Below are 11,639 nucleotides of genomic sequence, written 5' to 3' on the forward strand. Positions count from 1 at the left end.
GTGGCAACTCACCTACTTCACCGTCCGTTCCATGGTCCGTACCTCAAGGCCCACCAGTACCTTTTCCTTGTTGGAGAGATCCCCAATCACCTTGCGCACCGGTTCCGGAAGTTTGCGCACCAGGGTCGGCAGCGCCACGACCTGGTCCCGGGTGGCGAGCTCCGGCTTGGTCACCACGTCGACGATCTCTATGTCGTAGCGGCCCGGCAGGTGCTCTTCACAAATCTGCTTGAGGTTGGAAAAAGCGGTAACCGATCGGGGCGTCTGGCCCGCTACGTACAGGGTCAGCAGCCAGTGGACTGCCTCGGCGCCCCCCGCGGTGGTCGTTCCTTTCACAATCTGGTCAGCACTCATACCTGATTACCTCCCTGTACCGTTTCCGGGGCAGCTGCCGATCTGCAGAGGTTGTCGGACTGCCGCGCCGCCGCCATGGTCTCGGCATCGAGGACCAGCCGCTCCTCTTGCCGTTTGGCCTGGGCGATGACCCGTTGCAGTTCGTCCTGATCCGCTTCGTATTCCGTGCGCAGCGCCATGATTTGCGCATCGATGGCTATCTTCCTGCGTTCCAGCTGCCGCTGCTTGCGCTCGATATCCTGGCGCCGCTGCAGGGCCTCGGCCGCCTCTTTTGCCTCCTGGGCGGTGCGGGCGGCTCCGGTCAGGACGCCGCAGGAACCGACGTACACGTCCCGCAGCTCGATGCCGTCGTTCGTCATGATGAACTCGCGCACCTGGTTGGAGTGTTGCATCCCCCGGGACTTGAGGACATAGAGACCGCGGTTGCGCTCTCCGCTGCCGGCGATGTCTTGCAGGAGCAGCCAGGCATCCATGATGGAGGAAATGCCCACCTCGGTGGACTCGGCTGGGTTCGGTCCGGTGGCGAGGTCGGTACAGATCGCGGTGATCTCCTTCAGCTTGAGGTAGTCGACCAGGCGGGACAGCATCGCCTTGGCCTCCCGGATGCTGGAGGTGCTGATCAGGTTGGAGACCGGATCGACGACGACCACCGAGGGGGCGGCCGTTTCCACCACCTTGTGCATGGAGACGAGGTGCATCTCCAGCCCGTACATGGTGGGACGGGTGTTATGGAAGGTGAGGAGCCCCCGGGTCACCCACTGTTCCAGGTCGATGCCGATCGAGCGCATGTTCCGGATGATCTGGTTCTGCGACTCCTCGAAGGCGAAGTAAATGGCCCGCTCGCCCCTGCGGCAGGCGGCGTCTACGAAGTGGGCGGCAAGACTGCTCTTCCCGGTGCCGGCGGTGCCCGTGATCAGGACGCTGCTCCCGCGGTAGAATCCCTGCCCCCCGAGCATGTTGTCCAATCGCGCGATCCCGGTGGAGATGCGCTCGGTGGAGACCGGGTGATCGAGCTTGAGCGAGGTGATGGGGAGGATGGAAAGCCCCTGGTGGTCGATGAGGAACGGGTATTCGTTGGTGCCGTGGCTGGAACCGCGGTACTTGACGATCCTCAGCCGACGGGTCGCGATCTGCTCCTTTACCGTGTGGTCCAGGGCGATGACGCAGTCCGCAACATACTCCTCAAGGCCGAAGCGGGTCAGGGTGTGGGCGCCGGTCTCGCCGGTGACGATGGTGGTGACCCCTTTCCCCTTCAGGAAGGCGAACAGGCGCCTCAACTCGGCGCGCAGCACCATGTCGTTAGCAAACATGGAAAAGAGGGCTTCGAGGGTGTCGATCACCACCCGTTGCGCCCCGATGGTATCGATGGAGTGGCCGAGGCGCACGAAGAGACCTTCCAGGTCGTAGTCGCCGGCCTCCTCGATCTCGGTCCGGTCGATGTGGACATATTCCAGGACGAGTTTCCCCTCCCGGGTCAGGCCCTCGAGGTCAACCCCGAAGGAGGCGTAATTCTGTATCAGCTCTTCGGGTTTCTCCTCAAACGAGAAGAAGACCCCGGGCTCGTTGAACTGGACGATGCCCCGAATCACGAAGTCCATCCCAAGGAGCGTCTTGCCGCAACCGGTGCCACCGCAGACAAGGGTCGGACGACCGCGCGGAATCCCCCCGTCCGTGATCTCGTCGAGTCCCTTTACCCCCGTCTGACATTTCAGCAACAGGGGCACCCCCCCCTGCATGGACGTCGTCGGTGCGGCCATCGTCAACCTCCGGTGGTGAAATTTAAGACCGTGAGATGATAGCGCGAATGTGAAAAATGAAAAGTGATGAATTAGGTAATGTTAAAAATGACACTGAAAGTATCTTCGTGAGATAGCGGAGTTGTTGATGCAGTCAGGTAACTGAAGCATCGCGCTGTGACATACGTAAAGAAGGTTATTTGTCAGACGTCGGTAGAAAGGTGGGAAAGCAAGGGGGGGACCGCGGCGGGACCAAACGCGGTGGCCGCATCTGCTGGTGCGGCAGGAGAGGGCGGAGGGGGAGTCAGGGGGCGGGCGGGTCTGCTTCGGCCGCTTGGCAAAGGGGTGGTTCGGGATGCTCGCGCTCCGGCAGGAAGGGGCGGGTGCTCGCCTCCAGATCGGAGCAGCGTTGGGCGATTTCGGCGACGGTGCCGCTCATCTCGTCGGCGGCGGAGCTGTTGCGCTCGATCATCGCCGTTACTTCCTGCACGAACTGCTGCAGCGCCTCGCCGATCCGGGACTGCTGCAGCGCGTTTTCCTGCAGCTTGCGGACCCGCTCGTTGTCCTCCATGACACTTTGCAGGTAGAGCCGGTTGCCGCGCCCCTGTTCCTGGATCGAGAAGTCGATTTTCTGGGAAAGCAGGCGCATGTGCTCCAGCGAGTTGAGGATGTCGCTGATGCCTTCTTCCTGGCGTTTGGTGGTGCCGCTGGCGGATTTCACGCGCTGCAGGTTCTTTTCCGCTTCCTCGCTGATCAACCGGCTCTGCGCCGCCTGCTCCACGGTGGCGGCCGCGATCCGCTTCACCATTTCGGACGCCTCCGCAGCGCCCGACTCGATCTTGACCAGCGCCTCGTTGGTCTGCCCGGAGATCTTCACCCCGTCCTTGACCCTCGACTTCCCCTGGGTGACCGCCCGCTGTACCGCCGCGGTTTCCTTCTGGATGTTCTTGACCAGATCCCCGATTTCCTTGGCCGAAAGCGAGGTGCGCTGGGCGAGGGAGCGGACCTCTTCGGCGACGATCCCGAACGCCTTGCCCCGTTCTCCGGCCTGGGCCGCGATGATGGAGGCGTTCAGGGAGAGGAGGTTGGTCTGCTCCACCACCTCCTGGATCACGTTGAGGAACTCGCCGACCCGCGCCGAGTGGATGGAGAGCCGGTTGATCGCGTCGAAGGACTCTTCGTTTGACTTCTCGATCTCCCGCATCGCCTTGAGGGTCGTCGCCATGTAGAGCAGCCCGCCCTGTGCCTGGCGCCGGACCCCTTCGGAGGAGTCGGCGGCATTCTGGGCGTTGTCGCGCACGTGGCTGATGGCGCTGCCGATCTGGGCGATCGAACCGACGGTCTGCTCCGTCGACGTGGCCAAGCTTTGGATGATGGTGGCGTTCTGCTTCACCCCCATCGCCATCTCCTGGATTGAGGAGGAGGTCTCCAGCACGGAGGCGGAGTACTCCCTGATGTTCTCGGCGATGATGTCGGTGGTGTCGGTCATCTGCTTGGAAAGTGCGGTCCGTGCCTCGGTACGCCGGGATAGGTCGTCGATCTCGCTCAGGACGACCGCAAAGAAATGATTCACCTCCGCGACGGTGTGCAGGGTCTGCCGTGCCTTGCTGCTTTGCGTCTCGCTCCCTCGGGCGATTTCGACGAATCTCGCGGCGAGCTGGGCATGCAGCGGGGCAAGGTGCTCGATGAGGGTGGAGACCTCACCCGCCATGGTAACGATGCGGGTCACCATCAGCTCGTGAAAGGCAAGCAGCGCTTCCAACTCGTCGTCGGCCTTGGGGACCGGATGGGAAGACAAGGCGGCGATGCTTTGGTGCTGGCGCTCCAGGTGCACCCCGAGGACCTGGCGCACCAGGTAGTAGCAGAAGGAACCGACCGCAAAGCCTGCGACGAGGCAGCCCAGGACGTAGAAAGGGGAAAAGGCGCGGGGGCCGAAGAAAAGATAGGAATAGAACGGGAAGACGAGCCCCATCAGGAGCCCGAAGCAGACCATGAAACGATAGGTGGTGCGCAGCGACGTCAGGTATCTTCGCAAAAACATAAGCCCTCGGGGATTCGAAACGCGGTGCCGTGCCGTAGCCGGCAGCCTGCCATTAGTACCATGGGGATGGGGGTGGCGTCAAAGAAAGAGTAATGATTGCGCCGGGAAAACCAGGGTCCGGCGCCCCCTCCGTTCCTATAAATTGTTGACAATTTCGGCACCCGGCGTGAAAATGCGGACCTTTCGCATATCCCGACGAGGTACCAACCATGGCTGTCGAAGCACCTACGAAAAAACTGCTGCAAGGAAACGAGGCGATCGCGCGCGGGCTGGTGGAAAACGGCTGCGTCGTCGCCGCTTCCTATCCGGGAACCCCCGCCTCGGAAATCCTCACCTCGGTACAGGAGTGGCAACGCCGGGAAGGGGTCGAGATGCACGTCGAGTGGTCGGTCAACGAGAAGGTCGCCCTCGAACTTGCCTACACCGCCAGCCAGACCGGCCTGCGCGCTGCGACCGCGATGAAGCAGGTCGGGCTCAACGTGGCGAGCGATCCCCTGATGAGCGCTGCCTACCTCGGCGTGGTCGGGGGCTTCATCGTGGTCAGCGCCGACGACCCCGGTCCCCACTCCTCGCAGACCGAGCAGGACAGCCGGCTGATGGCGATGCTCGCCAAGATCCCGGTGCTCGATCCCGACTCCCCGCAGCAGGCACGGGAGCTGACCGGGACCGCCTTTGCGCTCTCGGAGACCTTTTCCATTCCGGTCATGCTGCGCCCCACCACCCGCGTCTGCCACGCCTGCCAGGACGTGGCGCTGGAGCCGGTGGCGCAGCTCGGGCGCAGCGCCAATTTCCGCAAAGACCCCTCGCGCTGGGCGGCGACTCCCAAGTTCCGCTACCAGCTCCACTTGGAACTCAACGAGAAACTCGCCAACATCGCCGCCTACACCCCGACCGCGCCCCGCTGCCACAACCCGCAGACGGTGAGCCGCAAGGCGGTGGTCGCCTCCGGCCCCGCGGCGGCCTACGTGCGGGAGGCCCTGGGCGACCTGGGCCTGTGGGACCAGGTGAGCTTCCACCAGGTGGTGCAGCCCTATCCACTGCACAGCGCCTTCATCGAGGAGACCCTGGCCGGCTACGACGAGATCCTGGTCCTGGAAGAGACCACCGGCGTCATCGAGATGCAGTTCCGGGACCGCTCCAAGGTCCGGGGCAAGCTCTCGGGCGCGGTTCCCGAGGCAGGGGAGCTCCTCCCCGAGATCGTGGAGCGGATCCTGGCCGACTTCGCCGGGTTGTCCGCGGCGCCGTCGGCGCCGGCTGCGGCACCGGGAGGACGCCGTCCCACCCTGTGCCCCGGCTGCCCGCACCGGGCGAGCTTCTATGCGATCAAGAAGGCGGCGCCCAAAGGGATCTACCCGAGCGACATCGGTTGCTACACCCTCGGCATCAACCTGGGCGCGGTCGACACCGTCCTTTGCATGGGCGCCTCCATCAGCCAGGCCGCCGGCTTCTACCATTCCTACCGGATCACCGGCCAGCAGCGCGACATCGTCGCCACGGTCGGCGACTCCACCTTCTTTCATGCCGGCGTCCCGCCGCTCGTCGATGCGGTGACCCAGGGGGCGCGTTTCGTCCTGGTGATCCTGGACAACGCCACCACCGCCATGACCGGCAACCAGCCGACCCCGGCGCAGGGGACTCCGGCCGGCCTCCCGGTCGCCATCGAGAACCTGGTCCAGGGCTGCGGGGTCCGCTTCTGCAAGAGTGCCGACCCTCTCGATCTCCCCGGCTTCACCGCGCTCATGAAAGAGGCGGTGGCCTTCTCCCGGGAAGAAGGGGTCGCGGTGGTCATCGCGAAGAGCCCCTGCCTGGTCGACCGGAGCGCACCTCGCGTCCAGCGGGCGCAGCCGGCAGTGACCGCGGAAAAATGCATCGGCTGCCGGGTCTGCACCGCCGCCTTTGAGTGCCCGGCGCTCGAGTACGACGAGACGACCAAGAAGGTGACCGTGGACCGGATGATCTGCAGCGGCTGCAACGTCTGCCTGTCGGTCTGTCCGGTGGGTGCGATCGAGGAGGTTAAGGGATGAGCCGGCAGCAACTGATCATCAGCGGTGTGGGAGGGCAGGGGATTCTCTTCATTACCCGGCTCCTTGCCGAGACCGCTATCGCCAAGGGGCTTCCGGTGCTCACCTCGGAGACTCACGGCATGGCGCAGCGCGGCGGGATCGTGATCTCGCACCTTAAGGTGGGGGATTTTTCCAGTCCGCTGGTTCGCCCGGGAAAGGCCGACCTGCTCCTTTCTTTGAAGGCGGAGACCGTGGCCCTGCACCTGCATTTTCTCAACCACTCCGGGACCGTCGCCGCCAATGCGCGTGCCCTTCCCGAGGCTGCCGCCGGCAAGGAGGCGGTGACCGTCGATGCGGATACCCTGGCCCTCAACCTGGGGGACCCGCGCAGTGTGAACCTGATCGTCCTGGGGCGGGCGCTGGCCCAGCCGGGGATGCTCTTTTGCAGCGCCGAGGAGGTCATTGCCGTGCTCAAGGCGAGGCTTGCCGGCAAGGAGAAGCAGCTGCAAGGGGCCTTGGCCGCCCTGAAGGCCGGTATGGAATACGGCGCGGCCTGACCGCAGCCCGAGAAGGAGACATCGTACATGCTGAAGCGTTTTCCCGCGAAGGTATCCCCGGCCGATCTTGCTGCGCATCAATTGGCCGGACTGCAATGGACCGTGCGTCATGCCTATGAAAATTCCCCCTTCTACCGGGAGAAGCTCAGTGCCGCCGGGGTCACCCCCGACTCCATCGGTTCGCTGGACGACCTTAAACGGCTGCCCCTCTTGACCGCGCAGGATCTGGCCGAGGGATACCCCTTTGCCCTGCGCAGCGTCCCCTTTACCGACCTGGTGCGCATCCACGCCTCCTCCGGGACCACCGGCAAGCGCAAGGTCCTTTGCTACACGCAGAAGGATCTCGACGACTGGCAGAGCATGTTCGCCCGCTGTTACGAACTGGCCGGGCTGACCCGCGAGGATCGGGTGCAGATTGCGGTCGGCTACGGCCTTTGGACCGCCGGTGCCGGTTTCCAGCTCGCCTGCGAGAAGTTCGGTGCGCTCGCCATCCCGGTCGGCCCGGGGAACCTCGACATGCAGATCGGCCTGATGATCGACCTGGAGACCACCGTCTTCTGCTGTACCGCCTCGATGGGGCTGCTCCTTGCCGAAGAGGTGCTCCGCCAGGGGCTGCGCGACAAGCTCAAGCTGAAGAAGGTCATTCTCGGCGCCGAGCGGAGCTCGTCGGCGATGCTCGCGACCATGAAGGCCGGGCTCGGGGTGGAGGAGATCTACGACATTCCCGGGCTCACCGAGGTCTACGGCCCCGGGACCGGTCTTTCCTGCGGCCGGGAGCCCGGCATCCATTATTGGGCCGACTACTACATCCTGGAGCTCCTCGACCCGATCACGCTCGAACCGGTCGCCCCGGGGGAGGTGGGGGAGATGGTGTACACGACCCTCGGCAAGGAAGGGGCGCCGCTGATCCGCTACCGGTCCCGGGACCTGACCCGCCTGATCGTGGAGCCGTGCCCCTGCGGCTGCACGCTGCCTCGGCACGACCGGATCCTCGGGCGCTCCGACGACGTGGTCATTTTCCGCGGGGTCAACATCTATCCGGGGCAGGTCGACGAGGTACTGCACCACGTGGAGGGGATCGGAAGCGAATACCAGGTCCATCTCGGCCACGGCTCCGACGGCAGGGACTTCATGACGGTGAAGGTCGAGCGCGCCGCCGGGGCGGGGAGCGTTTCCGACCCGGAACTGCAGAAAAGGATCGCCTCCGCCATCAAGCACAAGCTCATCGTTTCCTGCAACGTGGAGGTCGTGGCGTACGGGACCATGCCCCGTTCCGAGCGCAAAACCAAACGGATCTTCGACGAGCGCAATTTCGAGTGAAAGAAGTCCGTGCCACGGTTCTTGCCGCATGAAATATAAAAGGGTTCCCTCGGAAGGGGGAGCCCTTTTGTTTTGTGTGCGCCTTTCGCTTGGGGCGCCCGTCCGGGGCACGATTGGCTGCTGCTGGACTGGCTGGCCGAAGATCTTCAGCCGTTTTTCGAATTGGCAGTTGGTAGGAGCGATATTCCGGTCGCGATCGCCAACCTGAAATCGCGACTGAAAATCGCTGCTATCCCGTCAATCGTCATAATTTGAATAAAATGGAACGCTGTTATTTTTGCGCTTGACAAGTGAGTGTGCTCTGATTTATAGAGTCGTTATATAAAGCCTCTATTTAAAACTCGAATGAAGGTACCGATGTCCCCAAGAAACACGCAATTCAGCCGCGATGACATCATCGAAGCGGCTTTTCAGCTGGTCCGGGAAATGGGATGGGAAGGTTTTTCGGTCGTTGCGGTGGCAAAGTCGATCGGTTCTTCCACCATGCCGGTCTACTCGCAGTTCTCCAACGTGCGGGAGCTCGAGGACGAGGTCTGCCGCAAGGCGATGGCCCTGATGAAGGAACACCTGCTGGTGGATCGCACCGGCGACCGCTGGATCGACCAGGCGGTAAGCTACGTGAATTTCGCCGTCGAAGAACGGCATCTTTTCCGCTGCCTGGGGGACGGTCGCAACCTCGATCTGCAAAAGGAACTCGGGATGGGGCTGGTGGAATTTCTGGACCAGTCACTGGCCGATTACCCGCTCTTTGCCGGTTTGAACGACATGGAGTTCCGGATGATCCGGATGGCGCGCATGATGTTCGCCCAGCGACTGGCCCACTGGCTCAATAACGACATCCACTTCCTGAACCGCTCCGGCCTGGAAACGGAGGATTTCATCCGCCGCAGTTCCCGTGCGATCTACGACGGGTTCATGCTGCAGTTCGGAAAAAAGACCACTAAACCCGGAACCATCAACCACAACGCGTAGGGGCGCTAGCATGCTGCGCCCATGAATCCTTGAAATTAGGCGGTGCTACTGGCATTGGAGGGGACCATGGAACATGGAAGAGGAGCAACATCGCGGTGCGTCGTCTTGCTGGCCCTGTCGTTTTTTACCGTAATGGTCTGGGCGGCTCTCGGGGGTGCTGCCGAGAGACCCGGAGGAACACTTACCGTCGCGATCGAGGAGGACTTCAGGGGCTTTGACCCGATCAAGGTCGGCGTCCTCTACACCTCGGCGCGCAGTGCCGCGGTCGCGGTCGAGGAGCGCCTGTTCGATCTGGACCCCAAGGGAAATCTCCTTCCGGAACTGGGATTGTCCGCCACTTCGAGCAAGGACGGCAAGAGTTGGACCATCAAGCTCCGTCGGGGCGTCGTCTTCCACGACGGCACCCCGTTCAATGCCGACGCAGTGGTCAGCCACTGGGATCGGCTGCTCGACCCCAGGAACCACTTCCGTGGTGCGTCGACCATGCAACCGATTGCCGGCGTTACCAAGGTCGATGACTTCACCGTCCGTTTCCAGCTCAAACATCCCTGGCTTTCTTTCAAGGACCAGATCGCTTCGCCCCTGCTGATCGCCGCCTATATTCCCTCGCCCAAAGCGGTTCGCGAAGGGACGCACGACCGGGCACCGGTGGGGACCGGGCCGTTTCGCTTCCGGGAATGGCTCCCCAACAACCGCCTGGTCCTGGTCAGAAACCAGCAGTACTGGCAAAAAGGGCGCCCCTACCTGGACAGCGTGGTATTCAAGATCGTCCCAGACATGCAGACCCGCTATACCGCGCTCAAATCCGGCGAGATGGACGTCATCCTTACCGACCGTGGCGCCAGCGTGCTGCAAGCCCAGGAAGACCGGTCGCTTCGGGTCTACCACAGCGAGGTGACCGGCGCCGAGACCGTCATTTTCAATACCTCGCGGCCTCCCCTGAACGACCTCCGGGTCCGCCGGGCGATCGCCCACGCCTGGAACCAGGAGTTCTACATCCGGGCAAGTTACAAAGACACCATCTCCGAAATCCACGATCCTTTCGGGGGGAGTTTCTCCTGCGGAGATGTGGGGTACCGCCAGCACAACCTGGACCTGGCGCGCAAACTGATCGCTCAGTACGGAAAGCCGGTCAATATCGAGCTGCAGATCACCAACACCCCCCGGGGGCGGGAGTTCGGCGAGATGATCCAGCGCATGATGAAGGAAATCGGGGTGACCGTTACTCTCCGGTCCCTCGCGTTGAGCCAGCGTAACAAGCTGGTTTTCGCCGGCGATTACCAGATGACCGGCTGGTCCCTCTTCGATGCGACCGATATGGGCCCGACGCTGTATGCCAATTATTTCTCCGCCAGCGAACTCAATTTCAGCCGCTACCGCAACCCGGAAATGGACCGCCTGCTGACAGCTTCCCAGACGAGCACCAAGCAGAAGGAACGGGAAAAACTGCTCTGCGGCGTGGCGCGCCTGATCAACGACGAGGCGGTGAGTCTCTACCGTGGCGGGCTGCGTTACAACGCGATTGCTAAAGCAGAGGTGAAAGGTATTTCCCGCATCGACCACGGGATCGTACGGGTGAAAGACGTCTGGTGGGCCGGGAAATGACAACGGTGGGGATCGGCCGGAGTTACCAGTGTAGGAGCGACATTCTTGTCGCGATTTCGGCAGCTCGATCGCGGCAGGAATGCCGCTCCTACAGCACGAAGCGGGCAACGTCCCACCTGCACTGAGTAAAACCCTTGTTGCTGACGAGAGTTGATCCCTGTGATGTAAAGCAGAACTCGAGCCGGCGCCGGCGGCGCCGTAAAAGGAGGGAGAACATGAGACCCACGGTAACTGCGGTATTTTTCGGTTTTGCCTTGTTGGTACTGCTTCCCTATGGCGTTCAGGCTGCATCCTCCCAATTTCCGGGCGGCACTTCTCCATCCGCCAAGTACCTCTTCTTTTTCCACAACCTCTACGTTGAAAACAAAGGACCCGATGGCGACTGCAAATACCACGAGATCCTGAAAAGCTTCAGCGATCGCGGCTACACCGTCATCAGCGAGATCCGGCCCAAGGACAGCTCGGTTGCGGAATACGCCAGAAAAGCGGCCGTGCAGGTGCGCAGCCTGCTCGATGCCGGGGTCCTGCCGCAGAACATCGCCGTGACCGGACATTCCAAGGGGGCGGTCCTGGCGCTTCGGGTTGCGGCGGAGCTCGGCCAACCGAAGATCAGATACGTCGTCATGGCCGGTTGCGGCATCAAGGGGCTGGAGAAGGCCTATCCCGACTTCGCCGCGCTGAAAGGTGATTTCCTCTCCGTCTATGCCAACTCCGACAAGGTCGCCCGCAGCTGCGGTGCCGAGTTTGCCCAGGCCGGCTCCGGCTTTGGCGGCAAGGAACTGGTGCTGGAGAGTGCGGCCGGCCACCAGCTCTTTTTTAAACCGGAAAAGCGGTGGGTGGATCCGGTGGCCGCCTGGCTGGAACAGGGGCAGTAAGACGGGGCGGTTGCCCGGCGCGGATTTGCCCTTTCCGCTGTGGGAGCGCCATTCCTGGCGCGAACCGCCGGAGGCGGTGACAAAGGTCGTGGAATTCGCGCCTGGAAAAGGCGCTCCCACAGGAAGAGAGATTCGATCGCGACCAGAATGTCGCTCCTACAGGGCGCCCCCGGGCT

The 11,639-nt window shown here is 62.8% G+C and carries 9 protein-coding genes; 6 read left to right on the plus strand and 3 right to left on the minus strand.

Annotated elements, in window-relative coordinates; all coding sequences use genetic code 11:
• Positions 1 to 12: 12 nt before the first annotated feature.
• The 3 genes from JFN93_RS02575 to JFN93_RS02585 all read right to left on the minus strand — a co-directional run bounded on the left by JFN93_RS02575 (position 13) and on the right by JFN93_RS02585 (position 4,131).
• Positions 13 to 354, minus strand: a complete 342-nt coding sequence (locus JFN93_RS02575) for a circadian clock KaiB family protein (protein WP_199382427.1) — start codon at positions 352 to 354, stop codon at positions 13 to 15.
• On the minus strand, positions 351 to 2,111 hold the full coding sequence (kaiC, locus tag JFN93_RS02580) for a circadian clock protein KaiC (protein WP_236021501.1): 1,761 nt from the start codon (positions 2,109 to 2,111) through the stop codon (positions 351 to 353). The genes JFN93_RS02575 and kaiC overlap by 4 nt, the downstream gene beginning before the upstream one ends.
• Before the next feature lie 283 nt (positions 2,112 to 2,394).
• The gene (locus JFN93_RS02585) at positions 2,395 to 4,131 is read right to left on the minus strand and encodes a methyl-accepting chemotaxis protein (RefSeq protein ID WP_199382428.1); all 1,737 of its coding nucleotides are present in this window, start codon (positions 4,129 to 4,131) and stop codon (positions 2,395 to 2,397) included.
• Positions 4,132 to 4,340: 209 nt separating this feature from the next.
• Between JFN93_RS02585 and JFN93_RS02590 the strand changes: the two genes are divergently transcribed.
• From JFN93_RS02590 to JFN93_RS02615, 6 genes are all read left to right on the plus strand, one after another.
• Positions 4,341 to 6,155: a thiamine pyrophosphate-dependent enzyme gene (locus JFN93_RS02590; protein ID WP_199382429.1), complete on the plus strand. Its 1,815-nt coding sequence runs from the start codon at positions 4,341 to 4,343 to the stop codon at positions 6,153 to 6,155.
• Positions 6,152 to 6,691, plus strand: a complete 540-nt coding sequence (locus JFN93_RS02595) for an indolepyruvate oxidoreductase subunit beta (protein ID WP_199382430.1) — start codon at positions 6,152 to 6,154, stop codon at positions 6,689 to 6,691. The genes JFN93_RS02590 and JFN93_RS02595 overlap by 4 nt, the downstream gene beginning before the upstream one ends.
• A 27-nt stretch (positions 6,692 to 6,718) precedes the next feature.
• Positions 6,719 to 8,011, plus strand: coding sequence for a phenylacetate--CoA ligase (locus JFN93_RS02600; protein ID WP_199382431.1), 1,293 nt, complete (start codon positions 6,719 to 6,721; stop codon positions 8,009 to 8,011).
• A gap of 357 nt (positions 8,012 to 8,368) precedes the next feature.
• Positions 8,369 to 8,983 (plus strand): TetR/AcrR family transcriptional regulator, encoded by a 615-nt coding sequence (locus JFN93_RS02605; RefSeq protein WP_199382432.1) that lies wholly within the window; start codon positions 8,369 to 8,371, stop codon positions 8,981 to 8,983.
• 66 nt (positions 8,984 to 9,049) lie between these two features.
• Complete coding sequence (locus JFN93_RS02610; RefSeq protein WP_199382433.1) at positions 9,050 to 10,588, plus strand: ABC transporter substrate-binding protein; 1,539 nt, start codon at positions 9,050 to 9,052, stop codon at positions 10,586 to 10,588.
• 215 nt (positions 10,589 to 10,803) lie between these two features.
• Positions 10,804 to 11,463, plus strand: coding sequence for an alpha/beta hydrolase family protein (locus tag JFN93_RS02615; protein WP_199382434.1), 660 nt, complete (start codon positions 10,804 to 10,806; stop codon positions 11,461 to 11,463).
• The last annotated feature ends 176 nt before the right edge of the window (positions 11,464 to 11,639 follow it).

The sequence above is a fragment of the Geomesophilobacter sediminis genome, from assembly GCF_016458275.1.
Classification (GTDB): domain Bacteria; phylum Desulfobacterota; class Desulfuromonadia; order Geobacterales; family Geobacteraceae; genus Geomesophilobacter; species Geomesophilobacter sediminis.

Bases quoted from the DNA above. Each gene is read 5' to 3' on its own strand.
- JFN93_RS02575 (WP_199382427.1), bottom strand. From the start codon at position 354: ATGAGTGCTGACCAGATTGTGAAAGGAACGACCACCGCGGGGGGCGCC.
- JFN93_RS02605 (WP_199382432.1), top strand. From the start codon at position 8,369: ATGTCCCCAAGAAACACGCAATTCAGCCGCGATGACATCATCGAAGCG.
- JFN93_RS02615 (WP_199382434.1), top strand. From the start codon at position 10,804: ATGAGACCCACGGTAACTGCGGTATTTTTCGGTTTTGCCTTGTTGGTA.
- kaiC (WP_236021501.1), bottom strand. From the start codon at position 2,111: ATGGCCGCACCGACGACGTCCATGCAGGGGGGGGTGCCCCTGTTGCTG.
- JFN93_RS02590 (WP_199382429.1), top strand. From the start codon at position 4,341: ATGGCTGTCGAAGCACCTACGAAAAAACTGCTGCAAGGAAACGAGGCG.
- JFN93_RS02600 (WP_199382431.1), top strand. From the start codon at position 6,719: ATGCTGAAGCGTTTTCCCGCGAAGGTATCCCCGGCCGATCTTGCTGCG.
- JFN93_RS02595 (WP_199382430.1), top strand. From the start codon at position 6,152: ATGAGCCGGCAGCAACTGATCATCAGCGGTGTGGGAGGGCAGGGGATT.
- JFN93_RS02610 (WP_199382433.1), top strand. From the start codon at position 9,050: ATGGAACATGGAAGAGGAGCAACATCGCGGTGCGTCGTCTTGCTGGCC.
- JFN93_RS02585 (WP_199382428.1), bottom strand. From the start codon at position 4,131: ATGTTTTTGCGAAGATACCTGACGTCGCTGCGCACCACCTATCGTTTC.